This is a genomic window from Pantoea folii (assembly GCF_056678875.1).
In genome coordinates this window covers 160,765-177,312 of the sequence record NZ_JBWXON010000002.1, presented here as the reverse complement: position 1 = coordinate 177,312, position 16,548 = coordinate 160,765, and the positions used below count along the sequence as shown (strand labels likewise).

Genomic DNA, 16,548 nt, shown 5'->3' with positions numbered 1-16,548 from the left:
GCAGTTTCAACGTCACTCAACAACCGCTCTGCTGGCGCTGATACACACTGATGACTTCACCCGCTACCGCCACGGCGATTTCCGCTGGCAGTTTGCCTTTCACATCCGGCAGGCCGAGCGGACAGCGCAGCCGCGCCACTGCATCCGCAGCGATCCCTTTGCCTTCCAGCCGATAGCGAAAGCGCTGCGCTTTGGTAGCCGAACCAATAACGCCGGCATAGCGAAAATCACCGCGCCGCAAAATGGCTTCGCTTAGCGCCAAATCGAGCGGATGGTCGTGGGTCATCACAATGAAGTAGCTGTCGGGCGCGGCCTCTTTGACGCAATCGATCGGGTCCTCTACCTGACGCACCGTGACACCCGGTGGCACATAGCGAAACTGGGCGGCGCGGCTATCAATCCAGGTAATGTGACAGGGTAACGTTGCCAGCAGGTTTACCAGCGCCTGACCGACGTGGCCTGCGCCGTAAAGCTGGATTTCAGGTTGCTGCTGCATCAGCGGTTCAAACAGCAGCGTGGCATGCCCGCCGCAGCACTGGCCGAGGCGCGCAGCCAGCGCAAACTCTTCGCTGCGCGGCTGCTGGCAACGCTGCTCCAGCATCTCGCGCGCCAGCGCAATGCACTGATATTCCAGATGACCGCCGCCGATGGTGAGATAAGTATCGCTGGCGCTGACCACCATTTTACTGCCGCGATCGCGCGGGACCGATCCGCGCTGGCTCAGCACGGTGACTAAAACGCAGCTCTCACGTTTCTCACGTAAACTGTGCAGTACGGCGATCCAGTCATGATAAATCATCATCTGCTCCTGAGAGGCGCTGAACGCCCCAGAAAACGCGCTCCGGCGTGGCGGGTGCATCCAGTTGCGGATGGCGGCGGTAGTTACCCACGCTGGCTACGGCATCCTGTAACGCACACCACACCGCAATGCCCAGCATAAACGGCGGCTCACCCACGGCTTTCGAATGGAATACCGTGTCCTGCGGATTTTTACGGTTCTCTACCAGCGTGACGCGCAAATCATGTGGGACATCGCTGATGGCGGGGATTTTGTAACTCGCCGGGCCGTCTGTTAGCAGCTTGCCCTGATCGTTCCACACCAGCTCTTCGCAGGTTAACCAGCCCATGCCCTGCACGAAACCGCCCTCCACTTGCCCAATATCCAGCGCCGGATTGAGCGAGGCGCCAACGTCATGCAGGATATCCGCGCGCAGCAAACGATATTCACCGGTTAAGGTATCCACCAGCACTTCGCAGCACGCCGCGCCATAAGCGAAGTAATAAAAGGGTTTGCCGCGTCCGGCATTGCGGTCGTAATGGATGCCGGGCACTTTGTAAAATCCGGTGGCGGATAACGGCACCTGATTCAGCCACGCCTGCTGCGCCACCTGCGCAAAAGTAAAGTGCAACTCGCCAACGCGCACAATGCCATTGCTAAAGGAGATGGCGTCGACCGTGCAGTGATGCTGCTGACACAGCATTTCCGTCATGCGATCGCGCAATATCTGCGCGGCATTCTGCGCCGCTTTGCCGTTAAGATCGGCCCCGCTGGAGGCCGCCGTGGGTGAGGTGTTCGGCACTTTTCCGGTGTTGGTCGCCGTGACCTGAATCTGGCTGATATCGATTTGCAGCACTTCCGCGACAATCTGCGCCACCTTGGTATTCAGTCCCTGACCCATTTCGGTGCCACCGTGATTGAGCTGCACCGTGCCATCGGTGTAGATCAAAATTAAGGCACCGGCCTGATTGAGGAAGCTGGAGGTAAAGGAGATGCCAAACTTCACCGGCGTTAAGGCCAGACCGCGTTTCATATAACGGTTGCTGGCATTAAACGCGCTGATGTCCGCACGGCGCGTGGCGTAATCGCTACTGGCTTCCAGCTGCTCCGTCATCTCCATCAGCAGATTATCTTCCACCTGCTGCTGGTAATGGGTGATGTTGCGATCCTGCTTGCCGTAATAGTTGCGCTTACGCAGTTCGAGCGGGTCCAAACCGCGCTCGCGGGCGATATGGTCCATGATCTGCTCAATCGCCACCATGCCCTGAGGCCCGCCAAAACCGCGATAGGCAGTATTAGACGCGGTGTGCGTACGGCAGCGATAACCGGTGATCAGCGCATCACCAAGATAGTAGGCATTATCTGCGTGAAACATCGCGCGATCGACGATCGATCCGCTCAGATCGAGGGAATAACCGCAGTTTCCCGCCAAATCGATTTTGACACCACAGAAACGACCTTCCTCATCAAAGCCCACATCGTAACGCACAAAGAAGGGATGGCGCTTACCGGTGATACGCATATCATCACGTCGCGCCAGACGCATTTTTACCGGATGCCGCGTCTGGCGCGCGGCAATCGCACACAAGCAGGCCACACCCGCAGCCTGCGTCTCTTTACCGCCAAACCCGCCGCCCATCCGGCGCATATCAATGGTGACTTTGTTCATGGTGATATCCATCACTTCGGCCACCAGCTTCTGCACTTCCGTCGGGTTCTGGGTCGATGAGAAAACCTGCAGGCTGTCGTCTTCACCTGGGATCACTAACGCGGTCTGGGTTTCCAGATAGAAGTGCTCCTGACCGCCTATATGAAATTCACCCTGAATACGATGCGGCGCACGCGCCAGCGCCGCTTCAGCATCACCCCGTTGATGCACGTGCGGTTGCTGCACAAAGTGACGCTGCTCCAGGGCTTCGCGCACATCCAGGATCGCCGGCAGCGGCTGATATTCGATGATGGCGGCGGCAGCACCGGCGCGCGCGGCTTCGGGTGAATCCGCTGCCACCGCAATCACAATCTGCCCGAGATACTCCACGGTATCCATTGCCAGTAACGGATCGCCCGGTTCTAACGGGCCGACATCATTCAGGCCCGGCACATCGCGCCAGGTCAGAACGGTCACTACGCCGGGCACGGCATAGCAAGGCTGTACATCGACATGTGTAATACGTGCATGCGCATGTTCACTCAGACGCGGGCAAAGATGCAGCAGGCCAGGCAGATCCGGCCGGTCATCAATGTAGATCGCCTCGCCCGTGACGTGTTTATCGGCGCTTTCATGCTTCTGACTGCGGCCCACACCGGTTTTCATGTCGCTGGCAAACTGGCTTTTTAAAAGCGTTTCGCTGAGTTCGGGTCGGTTATGAGACATAGCGCGCCACCTCGGTAAGGGTCAGTTCGCCACAGGTTTGCGCGTAATAACGACGTAACAGATTGCGCGCGACCTGCAAGCGGTAGTCGGCGCTGGCGCGGAAATCACTTAACGGCTGGAAATCCTGGCTAAGCGCCGCGCAGGCTTGCTCAATGGAAGCTTGATTCAGTGGCTGACCATTAAGGGCGGCCTCGGCTGCGGTTGCCCGTTTGGGCGTTGCGGCCATGCCGCCAAAGGCCAGTCGTGCCTGCACCACCACGCCTTCTTTAAGCTGAATGTTGATGGCGATAAACACCGCCGAAATATCATCATCCAGACGTTTTGCCACTTTCCATGCCACGAAATCAGGTGACACCGTCACTTTCGGTATCACTATTGAGTGAATGAATTCCCCTGGCTGCAACACGGTTTGCCTGTAGCCAGTGAAGAACTGGTCCAGCGGGACTTCACGAAGGCTTTCTCCCTGCTGCAACACCAATCGCGCATTGAGTGCCAGCAACATGGGCGCACAATCACCGATCGGCGAAGCATTGCCGATATTGCCGCCGAGCGTACCCTGATTGCGGATCTGTAATGATGCAAAGCGCTCCAGTGTGGCACTGAAGGCAGGAATTCTCGCCGCCAGGAAATGGTAGCAATAATGAAGCGGTGCAGCAGCGCCCAGATGAATATCCTGCTCATCCTCAGAACAGGCGCTTAACGCCTCAACCTGCTCTAACGCGATTAACAGCGGTAAGCGTTGGTACTGCTGAGTCATTTTCAATGTGAGATCGGTGCCGCCGGCCAACAATTGCGCTTCAGGATACTGCTGATACAGTGCCGCGAGCTGTGCCAGTGTTTTCGGTACGAAACAGCGGCTGCCGTTGGCTTCCAGTATTTGTACTTCCCGGTTATTCAACGCCTGTAAGCGCTGAACCAGTGCCGACTCATCCGCCGTAAAATTATCTTCTGCGGATTGCTCACAAGCTTGCTGTGCGGCGGCCATAATTGGCCGGTAGCCCGTGCAGCGACACAGATTGCCTGCCAGCGCTTGTTCAGCCTGCTGCGGATTCCAGCCCTGTGTATTTTTCTGCAAAGTGAACAGCGACATGACAAAGCCCGGCGTACAGTAGCCGCATTGCGAGCCGTGGCAATCCACCATCGCCTGCTGCACGCTGTGCAGTTCACGGCCCTGTTTCAAATCTTCCACGGTGATCAGCTGTTTGCCTTGCAGGCTGCTAACCAGCGTCAGGCAACTGTTGATGGCCTGATACTGCATTCGCCCCGCCACCACTTTTCCCAGCGTCACCGTACAGGCACCGCAGTCACCTGATGCGCAGCCCTCTTTGGTTCCCCGCCGCTGTTGATGGCTACGCAGGTAGTTAAGCACGGTCAGATTCGGGTCTAAGGCCGTTTCGGTGACCAGCCGATTATTCAGCAGAAACTGGATCATACCGTTGCCTCTTCTCGATCGCGCTGCCACACCGGTTTGCCGCTGACCCAGGTTTGCGCAATGTTGCGGTCGTCTCCCAGCGTCATCATCACAAATAAGCGTTCCCAGATATCTTTGCTATTACCGCTACGCAGCTTTTGCAGCGGCGAAACCGCCGGGTCGATCACCACGAAATCCGCTTCTTTGCCGGGATTGAAATTGCCAATTTTATCGTCGATATCCAGTGCATGCGCGCCGCCCAGCGTCGCGTGGTAAAAGGCTTCGCAGGCGCTGAGTTTGTACTGCTGTAACTGCCCAACCTTGTACGCTTCACCGAGGGTTTGCAGCATATTAAAGGTGGTGCCTGCGCCGACATCGGTGCCGATGCCCATGCGCACGCCCTGCTGCCAGCAGCGTTTAATATTGAACAGGCCACTGCCAAGAAACAGGTTCGACGTCGGACAAAATGCGATAGAGGAATCGGTGTCGTGCAGGCATTGCCACTCGTTCTCTTCCAGATGCAGGCAGTGTGCAAACACGCTGCGCTTTCCGGTGAGCTGATGGTGATGATAAACGTCGAGGTAACAGTCCCGCTCCGGGAACAGCGATTTGACCCACGTGATCTCCTGCTGATTTTCGCTCAGATGGGTGTGCAGCCAGGTATCCGGGAACTCGCTGCGCAGTTGACGGACTTTCTCCAGCAGTTCTGGCGAGGAGGTGGGCGCGAAACGTGGCGTCAAGGCATAGCTTAAACGCCCACGCTGGTGCCAGCGTTCAATCAGTTCACGCGTGTCCTGATAGCTCTCTTCCGGTGTTTCAGTCAGATACGCGGGGGCGTTGCGGTCCATCATCACTTTTCCGGCAATCAGACGCATATCCAGCTGTTGCGCGGCCTGGAACAACGCATCGACCGATTGTTTGTGCACCGTGCCAAACACCAGCGCCGTGGTGGTGCCATTGGATAACAGTTGCTGCAGGAAGAAGGCAGACATCTGTGCCGCGTGATCCGGGCAGTCATATTGGCCCTCAACCGGAAAAGTATATTGGTTTAGCCACTCCAGCAACTGTTCGCCAAATGCGCCAATCATCTCTGTTTGCGGATAATGAGTATGTGTATCCACAAAGCCCGGCACGATCAGCTTGCCGCGCAGATCGATTACCCTGGCGGTATCAGTGCGCCCTTCTGCAATCTCCCAGTTTTCAAGCGACACCACCTTACCCTCGCGCAGCGTCAGCAAGCCGTCTTCGAGGTAGCGCGCATGCGCAGCGATATCATCGGGCTGAGAAGCCAGTGCGGTGAAATCAAAAAAGCTGGCGCGCAATAGGGTTTCAGAGGCGTAAGGCATAACGGTTCCTTGATAAGTAAAAGTGCAATGAGTTGCCTTCAAGGTTTATTGCAAACGCTATGCCAATGAGGAATTATAAAAATAGTTCTATCTATCAACAACTTACCCACCACGCATTCAATTTCATGTCCCTTTGGAACCGCAATCGAATGCGCAATCGGTTGCTAAAATAAGCAACCGATTGCATGGGGATAAAAAGCGTGTCAGGTACGAGATGTCTGAGTAAATAAGCGTAATGACAACACGAACTGCGCGCCATTTAAGTGCAGCGCCGCACGCTTGTAGTGCACAGATTTTACTTCAGGAAGATTCCGGTGTGGCAGAGGAAGGATTTGGGTGTGCTAAGAAGCGCTGATAATGAAAACAAATGAGAGGGAATACGATGAGACAGATGAAATAAGAGAATTAATACAGAAATATTAAACATCATCATGGCATGCGGATGTATCAGCATAAGAAAAACCGCATAAAAATCATCTTATTAAAACTCAAAAAAGAAGATTATTGTCTGCTTTTCCTTGAATCCCGTTGATATTAATTGGGATTTATCTCTATTAAAACTAATATCAGCCTTCCAGGGAATATCATCACTTAAGAGCGACGTTTATGTTTAATCGCATGATATCAGGAGTGGCCAGTGCCATTCTGTTAACTGTATCACCCATAACGCACGCAGCCAGTTCATTACCCACGCCGACAGAAGCTGACTGGATCGCAAAAGAATTTAGCTTTAATAGCGGTGAAAAATTAAAAGATGTGCGCATTCACTACATTACTTTAGGTGATAAGAATAAACCAGCGGTATTATTACTGCACGGAACCAATCAACCTCTGAGTGCCTTACTGGCACCGGGATTTGCCGGGGAGTTATTTGGCCCGGGACAGGCGCTGGATGCCAGCAAGTATTTTATTATCATCCCGGAAGGCATTGGTTCAGGAAAATCATCCAAACCTTCTGATGGCTTGAGAATGGCCTTCCCGCATTACGATTACGACGATATGGTGACAGCACAATATCGGCTGATTAAAGAAGGTTTGGGCATTTCGCATTTACGCCTGGTGATGGGCTATTCCATGGGCGGGATGCAGACGTGGCTGTGGGGTGAAAAATATCCCGGCATGATGGATGCACTGGTCCCGATGGCGTCGCAGCCGAATGAGTTATCCGGACGCAACTGGATGCTTCGCCGCATGCTGATTGAATCGATCAAAGGCGATCCTGCCTGGGCTGAAGGCAACTATCAACAGCAACCCCCTACGCTTAAAACCGCCAATATCATGTTCAGCATTGCCACCACCGGCGGTACGCTCGCTTATCAACATAAAGCTCCGACGCGCGCGCTGGCAGACCAACTGGTGGATGCACGTCTTGCTGCGCCTGTCACCGCGGATGCCAACGATTTCATTTATATCTGGGGTTCGTCGGCAAATTATAATGCCATGCCTGGGTTGAACCGTATTACCGCACCAATGCTGATCATTAATTCAGCAGATGATGAACGTAATCCGGTTGAAACCGGCATTTTGCAGAGTGAATTGCCCAAGATAAAGAAAGCGGAGTTACTGCTCATTCCGGCCAGTGCTGAAACCAGCGGTCATGGCACTATGATGCAAGCAAAGTTTTATAATAAAAAACTGCAGACCTTCTTAGCCGAGACCGCTAAGCCTTAGTATTTGGGTTAAATCCGCCTGTTGACGGGAAGTCACACTCATGACTTCCCCTTTTAATAAAAAAATCATTGTTACTACGCCTTCATCTTTTTCAATTAAACGTTCTCAGGGAATAGTTATGTTTCATAGAATAAAGATCCGCACCGCCCTCAGCATCATGGTTTTTTCATTAACAGCATTATTGCTGTTCGTCGGTATTTTAGGGTTATTTGCCGTACAGTCTGGCAATAAATCCTTTGCCACCGTTGATACCGAAGTTTTGCCGGGCCTGGTGGCGCTCAATGAAAGCTCAGAACTTTTATTACGTGGACGACTGGATTTGCGTTTATATGAATCACTGGTGGGCAGTGGCGATGCCGAAAAAGCCAAAGTCGCGCTAGAGCGCGCCAGAGGAAAAATAGATAACGCCAGTGCGAAATGGCAGGAATATCTGAAATATCCACAATCCTCAGCAGAGAAGCCAATTGCGGCTGAAATGGCCACTACACGCGATGCGCTGATGAAAGAGTTTATCGATCCGGCTTTTGCCGCGCTCGAAGCAGGCAAACTGGATGAATACCGCCAGCGTGCAGGGAAATCAACGGCGTTATACGGTGCCTTTGATAAAGCCTCTAAAGCGCTGGTGGCCTTTAAAATTAAAAGTATTGATGTCGCATACAGTGACTCCAGCGATCGGGTTCAGCATATGGCGTTTACGCTGTACTTTTGTATCGCCTGTGCGCTGGTTTTGGCCGCGCTGGCCTGGTCGGTGATGACCAATCTTATCGTTAAGCCGCTCAATCATGTGATCAACGTGTTTGATCGCATCGCCGAAGGCGACTTACGTGCGCGCATCGACATCTCCGGTAAAAATGAAATTGCGCAACTGTTTGCCGCTGTCCAGCGTATGCGCGATGGCCTGGCGAACATGGTGTTGATGGTCCGCAGTGGCACCGATGCAATCGGCTCCGGCGTAGAAGAGATCGCCACCGGTAATATCGATCTTTCCAGCCGTACTGAGCAACAGGCGGCCTCGCTGGATGAGACGGCATCCAGTATGGAGCAGATTATGGCGACAGTGAAAAACAATGAGGACAACACGCGCAAAGCTAACGCATTGTCGCAGAAGGCTTCAGATTCTGCTTCGCGTGGTGCAACAGTGGTGTCTGAAGTGGTCACCACCATGAGTTCCATTGAGAAAAGCTCGGCAAAAATCGGCGACATCGTCGGTGTGATTGACGGCATAGCCTTCCAGACCAACCTGCTGGCCCTGAACGCTGCGGTAGAAGCCGCGCGCGCCGGTGAAGCAGGACGCGGTTTTGCCGTGGTCGCTTCGGAAGTTCGGGTGCTGGCTCAGCGCAGCGCCACCGCCGCGAAGGAAATTGGCCTGATGATCAATGACTCGCTCAGCAACATTGAGCAGGGTTCAGGACTGGTTAAAGATGCTGGCGTCACCATGAATGAAGTGATGCTCGATGTGAAAAAAGTGGTCGATATCATGGATGAAGTGATGCTGGCATCCGGCGAACAGACGCGCGGCATCTCGCAGATCAATATCGCTATCCAGCAGATGGATGGCGTAACACAACAGAATGCCTCACTGGTGGCTGAAGTGGCTACCGCTGCCAGCTCACTGCAACAGCAGGTGGTGAATTTGCAGCAGTCGGTGACGCAGTTTCAGGTTGATGAGGATGCGATGCCATTGGCCACTGACCGTTATACCGACTCGCATCAGCTGTCCCTCGTCGCGTTAAATTAAGCGGTATCAGCGAGTGCATTCGAGCGCTCGCTTCGTTAAGGAAAGTGTGCCCGTCTCTCATTATCATGATGACGGGCGCGCTAACTCCCTTCCCCTTTTTAGTGCCTTAATACTCTTCCACCGCGCAATCGTTTCCCTACAGTTTTAGATGGGGTTACCGATAACTGAATACGTATTCCGTATTTTCAGTGACGCAGGACGCATTCTGGAAAAAACAAACCTCTAATGTGATCCAGTTGGGTGGAAGGTCAAACATGTTTAAAACAATACGCTCGCGTTTAATCGCTATCAGCGTGGTCATCACGGCAGTATCCCTTATCGCACTTGCCACTTTTACCTACACCACCGTGCGTGGAAAGACACTTGAAAGCATTGATGAGCACATTGGCCAACTCTCCCGCGTTCATGCGGCGGAACTGGCTGGCTGGGCGGCAGAGAAACAACGGATCACCGGTTCGATCAAAACGGCTTTTGGTCGTCATGACGATGCGGTCCCTTTTCTGCGTGCGGCGATCGAAGCTGGCGAGTTTGATGATGCCTATATCGTCTATCCTGAGCCTCATTCCCATGTGTTCGTCCACCCTATGCCAGCCACCTATGATGGCAGCCAGCGTCCGTGGTATCTGGAAACGGTTAAAGCTGGCCATCCGGTGTTGCTGGACCCTTATGTTGATGCGTCAACCGGCAAGCTGACCATTACTTTTGCTCAGCCGATTGTCGATAACGGAAAAACATTGGGTGTGATCGGCAGCGATCTGCACCTGGATACCGTCTCCAATACGGTGAATGCGATTCATCCACTGGAGAAGAGCTTTGCATTCCTGGTGGACAGCAGCGGTAAATTGATTGCCGCGCCGAAGTCAGACCTTATTCTCAAGCCGGTCACTGAGTTGTCACCTTCACTCGACCTCAAAGTCATCCAAAATCTGGCCAGTCAGGGCGGACATGCTGAACTGACTATCGGCGGTGAACAGCAGTTCGTTTATGCCTCTCCCGTCAAAGGGACGCCGTGGTCACTGGTGATTGCCGTTGATCGTGATGAAGTGACGGCATCTCTGACGACATTACAGCGGGAAAGCATCCTCATCACCCTGGTGAGTCTGATTATTACCGCGCTGATTGCCGGGCTGGTGTTCAACCAGCAGTTGCGTCGCCTCGCCATTTTACGCGACGCCCTGGAAGACGTTGCTTCAGGGGAAGGTGATCTGACGCGTCGCCTGGAGGTGCGCGGCGGAGATGAGCTGGCGCAGATATCAGCGGCATTCAACCGCTTTGTTGAAAAACTCTCGGGCGTGCTGCTGCGCGTGCGTGAAGGTGCCAACAACATCGCGCTTGCTTCCAGTGAAATCAGCGGTGGCAACAATGATCTGGCCTCTCGTACCGATGAACAGGCAGCAAGCCTGGAGGAAACGGCCGCCACGTTAGAAGAGCTGACTTCAACGCTGAGCAATACCGCCAGTAATACTGAGCAGGCGCGCCAGTTTGTCAGTGGCGTGGCCTCCGCGGTCAGAGACAACGGTGCCGTAATGAACGATGTTTCGACACGCATACAGGAAATCTCGAACGATTCGCAGAAAATGTCCGAAATTATTAAGGTGATTGACGGCATTGCTTTCCAGACCAATATTCTGGCACTGAATGCTGCTGTTGAAGCTGCGCGAGCGGGAGAATCTGGAAGAGGCTTCGCGGTGGTTGCCAGTGAAGTGCGTAGTCTGGCGCAGCGCAGCGCGGGTGCCGCGCGCGAGATCAAAACACTGATTGATGACACGGTTGCACGCGTGACGTCAGGCAGGGAGCTGGTTGTGAAAGCCGATCACGGAATGACCAGTATTGTGTCTGATATCCACAATATGACGCAGCTGATTGAAGAGATTGCCCATGCCAGCCGCGAGCAGAGCGATGGTATTGGTCAAATCAATATCGCGATGGGGCAAATTGACACCACCACGCAGCAGAATGCGGCGCTGGTTGAAGAGTCCGCCAGCGCAGCTCAATCCATGTCCGAGCAGGCCGCCGTAATGGCAGAATTGGTCAGCACGTTCAAATTGATGGATAACGCTGATGCGGTGATATCCAAATCTGAAAGCCACGTGAAAAAGCCGGTTCTCTCTCCGCTGAAATCGCGTACAGCGCTGGCAACAGCGGGAAGCTCCCCAGAGGATAACTGGAGTTCTTTCTGATTCACTGAGCCAAAACACGCGCCTGGTATCGTGGTGATAAACCGCGATGCCAGGTTCGCTTTCGTTCGCAACGCTGAGCAAACAGCAGGCCGAATCCGGTTATGAATTGAATACCTCTCACCGCCAGCCAGATAGCACACGTCAGGCTCGGTGAGTCATAAAAGCAGCAGCATGTCTTGAATCAACCAAAGCATGCAACCTGTTAGCATGGATTGACCCACGTGCAGTGCTGTGTCCGTGCCTCCGCCCTCCTCAAAGCTGCAGGTTAAATGCCCTCCACAGCGGCTAATCCCACATTTATCGCAACGCACAACGACCATGAGCCTGCATAGATGGTTTATGATGTATACGGTTTATGGATTGGAGAGCTGAGTACAGCCGGGTAAATTTGCTCAACCAGGCACATACTAAATGATCTCGCTTCCCCCGCCCATAATTCGTAGAGTTTCATTGTTGGTTTTTAAATTTAAAATCAATTGGTTAACATTGACGTACAATTGTTTAAGGAACAGTGAGATGATTATTTTTGTCACTGGCGCCACCGCCGGTTTTGGTGAAAGCATCACCCGTCGCTTCATCGCTAATGGTCATAAAGTGATTGCCAGCGGACGCCGCGCAGAGCGTCTGAAAGCGCTGAAAGAGGAGTTGGGTGCCAACCTTTATACCGTTCAGTTGGATGTGCGTAATCGCGCCGCTATTGATGAAGCTATCGCTGCGCTGCCCGCAGAGTGGCGTGAAATCGACGTGCTGGTGAATAATGCCGGTCTGGCATTAGGGATCGAGCCCGCGCATAAAGCCAATATTGAAGACTGGGAAAACATGATCGACACCAATAACAAAGGTTTGGTGTATATGACGCGTGCCGTGCTGCCGGCCATGGTGGAGCGCAATGTCGGTCACATCGTAAACATCGGCTCCATCGCGGGCAGCTGGCCTTATCAGGGCGGCAACGTTTATGGCGCGACCAAAGCATTCGTACGCCAGTTCAGCCTCAATCTGCGTACCGATTTGCACGGTACCGCGCTGCGCGTCACCGATATCGAGCCGGGTTTAGTGGGTGGCACCGAGTTTTCTAATGTGCGCTTCAAAGGCGATGATGGGCGTGCGGATGCCGTTTACGAAGGCACCACCGCGCTGACAGCGGAAGATGTCACTGAAGCGGTGTATTGGGTCACGACACTGCCTAAACACGTCAATATCAATACGCTGGAAATCATGCCGGTCTCCCAGACGCTTGCGGGTCTGAAAGTGCATAAAGGCTGAATATTGTCACGGGCGCACAGGTTGCGCCCATCGCTTACGCCCGGCCCCAACCGGCGACAATAATCAACATGCCGCTAAACGCTACAAGCGCGCCAATCCAATCCCATGTACTGAGCTTGACGCCATCCACCACGCGCAGCCAAATCAGCGCCGTCACCACATAGACACCCCCGTAAGCCGCGAACACACGACCGCTCGCTGCCGGATGCAGCGTCAGCAACCAGACAAACAACGCCAGACTCGCCGCTGCAGGCAGTAAAAGCCACGCGGTCATTCCCTTCTTCAGCCACAGCCACGGCAGGAAACAGCCAACAATTTCGGCAATCGCAGTCAAAAAAAACAGTAAAGTGGTTTTCACCAGCATAGAAAATCTCTCTCTCGCCTAAACAAAAGGCTCACCGCTGGTGAGCAAAGTTGCAGCGATGATATACTAGCCCTCATGGTTGTGACAGCCGGGTTTCTGGCTGTGCTGGTGTTAACTAAAGGAAATCACAATGAAAAACCTGTTTTCTCTCCTGCTGACTTTGGCGTTAACCGCCGGTGCGCTGCTGACCGCTCCGCTGGCATCGGCCCAAACCGACCGCCTGATCATTGAGAACGGCAACAGTGCTTCCAGCAACGAAGCCGCGCGTCAAAGCAAAGAACAGTGGAACGACACGAAAAACCTACGCAATAAAGTGAATACGCGCGTAGAGAAAGAGTTCGATAAAACCGATAAGGCTTTTGACACCCGAGATAGCTGCGAGAAGAGCTACAACGTCAATGCGTATTGGGAACCGAACACCCTGCGCTGCCTTGATCGTCGTACCGGCCGTACGGTCGCACCTTAATTCTATGTTGCTGCTATAGTTTTCTAGGGAATTCAGAACCAAGGAGAGTGTGATGAAAAAACGTAATGCAGTGATGTTGATGGCAATGCTGGCGTTGCCGATGCTGGCGCAGGCTTCCTGTGAAACCGTTAAAGCGGATATCAGTAAGAAGATCGTCAGTAACGGCGTGGCCGAATCGGACTTTACGCTGGATATCGTGCCTAACGATCAGGCCGATCAAGCGGGCGGCCAGGTAGTGGGTCACTGCGAAAATGACAGCCAGAAAATCGTGTATAAGAAAAACGGCCGAGACAGTGAAAGCAATGTCCCGGCTAGCGCAGGCAGTTCACAGGATGCTCCCGCGCAGTAATACTGAAAGGGCGGCTGATGGCCGCCCTTTTCTATTCTGCCTCTGGCCGCTGACGCGGCATCAACCACGCAATCCACAACGTTAGCATCGCAATCACAAACGCCACCACAAACACCCAATGCAGCGAAGCAGCAATCTGCCCGGTCCAGTGATGCAACGTCGCTTCGGACAGTGACTGACGGCTTTCATGTGACATGATTTGCTGCATCGGATCACTGGCCTGTGGCAGACGCTGCGCAAGATTGAAGTTCAGTACCGCGCCCATCAGCGCAGTACCAATCGCTGAACCCAGCATGCGGCTAAACATAATTGACGCGGTGCAAATGCCACGAATGTCGTAGTGCGCATGGTTTTGCACCGACACCAGGAAGGTGGTGCTGGTCATGCCCATACCCGTGCCAATGACAAAAGCAGTCAGCCCGGCTTGCATGATTGAACTGTCGGTACGCAATAGCAGCAGTAGCGCGCTACCCGCAATCAATAATAAGGCTCCCAGCTGCGCGGTAAAGCGATAGGACGTGACTAACATCAATCGACCACTCAGCGTGCTGGCTAACGGCCAGCCAATCGACATCATCGCCAACGCACTCCCCGCCTGCAGCGGTGTACCGCCAGTAATACCCTGAGTCCAGGTTGGCAGAAACGCGCTGATGCCCATCATGGTGGCACCGATGATCAAATTACCGGCATTGCCTGCCAGAATTAACCGGCTGCGCCAGATGGCGAGAGGAAACAGGGGTGCCTCAGCTCGCTGTTCATGCTGTTTTAATTGCCAGCCCGCCAGCAATGCCAATAACAGGAATGCCAGTAACCAGTAACCAAGGGCATCCGCCTGCAACAGCGCCACTAACAGCGCCGTAACGCAAATCATCAGCCAGCAGCTGCCGGTAAGATTCAGCGTTGCCCCTTTGTGATGTTCACGCGCCGGTAAGAAACGCGCTAATAGCAGCATGGAAAACAGACCAATCGGCACGTTGACCCAGAAAATCACCGACCAGTTAAAGTGCTGCACCAGCCAGGCACCACTCAGCGGCCCAATAATAGCCGCGACACCCCAGACGCTGGAGAGCCAGCCTTGCACATTGGCACGTTCGCGCGGGGAGTAGATGTCGGCCACAATGGTGCTGGTGAGCGGCATAATTGCGCCTGCACCCAGGCCCTGAAACGCGCGAAACAGAATTAACCACGTCATGGTATGCGCAAAACCGCACAATACCGAACCGATCAGGAACAGCGAGACGCCAATGAAAAAGAGTCGTTTACGCCCCCACATATCAGCAAGCCGACCATAGAGTGGCACGCTCACGGCCTGAGTCAGCAAATAGATAGAGAAGACCCAGCCAAACTGCGAGAAACCGCCGAGTTCAGCAATAATGGTCGGCATCGCGGTCGCCACAATGGTGACTTCAATCGCGGCCATAAACATGGCGAGCATGCAGGCGATAAGGATCCAGTGGCGATGTTCCGTGTTCAATTCTGCAGTTTCAGTCATACGTCTCCCTTTTTTCTCTCAAGGCTAGCTGATTTTCCATCAGACGAGTTTCCTCTGCGTGCGCCCATTGTGTGACAACGTCACACAATTCGATGAATTTTTTTTATTGTTAGATGATGCCTTATTTCATGCGGGTTAAGAAGGTTTTACCCGCCCTTCTATCTGTCTGATTTTGCCGTGAAAACTGGCGCAATACGCTAAGCATTGCTATAGCTTTTAACAGCACTTTCCAGTTATTCACTGGAAAAGCACTATCTAACAGTCATTTTATCTGCAATTTATTAGCGTGAAGGATTTTCGTATGTGGTTTGTTCTCCACTACGTCCTCAACCGTGAAATGACATAACAAGATCGAACAATTTGTCGAATCAGGGAGACTCTCGCATGCAAAATGCATCGCTCGTTAGTAGAGCCGGGCTGGCACTACTGGCCATCGTCGCGGTGATTGCCCTGCTGGTTTGGGGAATCGGGTTGAATACGCTGCGCGACCGGCAAGAGGACTTAATTTATCTGGGTCAGCAGCATCTGTTTTTAGTGTTTTGGTCAATGTTTTTCGCCCTGCTGATTGGCATTCCGAGCGGGGTTTTGCTCAGCCGCCCGTTTGCTCGTCGTTGGGCGGAATATGTGATGCAGATCTTTAACGTCGGGAATACCTTGCCGCCGCTGGCTGTTCTCGCACTGGCCATGGTCATTGTCGGGATTGGCGATCGCCCTGCCTTAATCGCCCTGTTCCTCGCCTCATTGCTACCTATCGTGCGTAATACCTATTCCGGATTAAGCGCGGTGCCGCCTTCGCTGATTGAAGCCGCCAACGGCATCGGCATGACCAAATTCCAACGTCTGCGTCAGGTAGAAATTCCCAATGCCTTGCCAGTGATTCTGGCGGGTGTGCGCATTGCGACCGCCATCAATGTCGGTACGGCACCGCTGGCCTTCCTGATTGGTGCCAGCAGTTTTGGCGAACTGATTTTCCCCGGCATTTACCTCAATGACTTCCCTACGTTGATCCTCGGCGCCGTGGCCACCGCCCTGTTTGCGTTGATCCTCGATTTGCTGCTGGCAGCATTGGGTCGATTCCTCAGCCCGCACTCTGCGGCTTAACACAAGGAGCTAAGT

13 protein-coding genes are annotated in these 16,548 nt (G+C 53.5%); 7 read left to right on the top strand and 6 right to left on the bottom strand.

Features of this window, described 5'->3' with window-relative positions:
- Positions 1 to 16: 16 nt before the first annotated feature.
- The 4 genes from xdhC to guaD are packed head-to-tail and all read right to left on the bottom strand — an operon-like array spanning position 17 to position 5,909.
- On the bottom strand, positions 17 to 799 hold the full coding sequence (gene xdhC, locus AC1MDE_RS04315) for a xanthine dehydrogenase accessory protein XdhC (protein WP_480344351.1): 783 nt from the start codon (positions 797 to 799) through the stop codon (positions 17 to 19).
- Positions 786 to 3,152, bottom strand: a complete 2,367-nt coding sequence (xdhB, locus tag AC1MDE_RS04310; RefSeq protein ID WP_480344326.1) for a xanthine dehydrogenase molybdopterin binding subunit — start codon at positions 3,150 to 3,152, stop codon at positions 786 to 788. The genes xdhC and xdhB overlap by 14 nt, the downstream gene beginning before the upstream one ends.
- Entirely contained in the window at positions 3,142 to 4,584 is a 1,443-nt protein-coding gene (gene xdhA / locus AC1MDE_RS04305) for a xanthine dehydrogenase small subunit (protein ID WP_479414528.1), read from the bottom strand. The genes xdhB and xdhA overlap by 11 nt, the downstream gene beginning before the upstream one ends.
- A complete protein-coding gene (gene guaD, locus AC1MDE_RS04300) occupies positions 4,581 to 5,909 on the bottom strand; it encodes a guanine deaminase (protein WP_480344325.1) in 1,329 nt (442 codons plus the stop codon). Before guaD ends, xdhA begins: the two co-directional genes overlap by 4 nt.
- A gap of 606 nt (positions 5,910 to 6,515) precedes the next feature.
- On the opposite strand from guaD, the gene AC1MDE_RS04295 reads away from it, so the two are divergent.
- From AC1MDE_RS04295 to ydfG, 4 genes are all read left to right on the top strand, one after another.
- Positions 6,516 to 7,580 carry an alpha/beta fold hydrolase gene (locus tag AC1MDE_RS04295; protein ID WP_058960496.1) on the top strand — a complete coding sequence of 355 codons (1,065 nt, stop codon included), beginning with the start codon at positions 6,516 to 6,518 and terminating at the stop codon, positions 7,578 to 7,580.
- A gap of 118 nt (positions 7,581 to 7,698) precedes the next feature.
- Entirely contained in the window at positions 7,699 to 9,318 is a 1,620-nt protein-coding gene (locus tag AC1MDE_RS04290) for a methyl-accepting chemotaxis protein (RefSeq protein WP_058960495.1), read from the top strand.
- A gap of 254 nt (positions 9,319 to 9,572) precedes the next feature.
- Positions 9,573 to 11,498 carry a methyl-accepting chemotaxis protein gene (locus AC1MDE_RS04285; protein ID WP_064511340.1) on the top strand — a complete coding sequence of 642 codons (1,926 nt, stop codon included), beginning with the start codon at positions 9,573 to 9,575 and terminating at the stop codon, positions 11,496 to 11,498.
- A gap of 516 nt (positions 11,499 to 12,014) precedes the next feature.
- Positions 12,015 to 12,761 (top strand): bifunctional NADP-dependent 3-hydroxy acid dehydrogenase/3-hydroxypropionate dehydrogenase YdfG, encoded by a 747-nt coding sequence (ydfG, locus tag AC1MDE_RS04280; RefSeq protein WP_058960494.1) that lies wholly within the window; start codon positions 12,015 to 12,017, stop codon positions 12,759 to 12,761.
- Between the two features lie 34 nt (positions 12,762 to 12,795).
- Here the strand turns inward: ydfG and AC1MDE_RS04275 are convergent, their stop codons facing one another.
- On the bottom strand, positions 12,796 to 13,125 hold the full coding sequence (locus AC1MDE_RS04275) for a YnfA family protein (RefSeq protein WP_072226535.1): 330 nt from the start codon (positions 13,123 to 13,125) through the stop codon (positions 12,796 to 12,798).
- A gap of 130 nt (positions 13,126 to 13,255) precedes the next feature.
- Here AC1MDE_RS04275 and AC1MDE_RS04270 point away from each other — a divergent pair, with 130 nt between their 5' ends.
- Both AC1MDE_RS04270 and AC1MDE_RS04265 read left to right on the top strand, forming a co-directional pair.
- Positions 13,256 to 13,591: a DUF1283 family protein gene (locus tag AC1MDE_RS04270; protein ID WP_058960493.1), complete on the top strand. Its 336-nt coding sequence runs from the start codon at positions 13,256 to 13,258 to the stop codon at positions 13,589 to 13,591.
- Positions 13,592 to 13,643: 52 nt separating this feature from the next.
- Positions 13,644 to 13,940 carry a DUF1161 domain-containing protein gene (locus AC1MDE_RS04265; RefSeq protein WP_034823436.1) on the top strand — a complete coding sequence of 99 codons (297 nt, stop codon included), beginning with the start codon at positions 13,644 to 13,646 and terminating at the stop codon, positions 13,938 to 13,940.
- A 31-nt stretch (positions 13,941 to 13,971) separates the two neighbouring features.
- Here AC1MDE_RS04265 and AC1MDE_RS04260 read toward each other — a convergent pair whose 3' ends face one another.
- Positions 13,972 to 15,432 (bottom strand): MDR family MFS transporter, encoded by a 1,461-nt coding sequence (locus AC1MDE_RS04260; protein WP_480344324.1) that lies wholly within the window; start codon positions 15,430 to 15,432, stop codon positions 13,972 to 13,974.
- 384 nt (positions 15,433 to 15,816) lie between these two features.
- Here AC1MDE_RS04260 and osmY point away from each other — a divergent pair, with 384 nt between their 5' ends.
- The gene (osmY, locus tag AC1MDE_RS04255) at positions 15,817 to 16,533 is read left to right on the top strand and encodes an osmoprotectant ABC transporter permease OsmY (protein ID WP_034823434.1); all 717 of its coding nucleotides are present in this window, start codon (positions 15,817 to 15,819) and stop codon (positions 16,531 to 16,533) included.
- Positions 16,534 to 16,548: the final 15 nt, after the last annotated feature.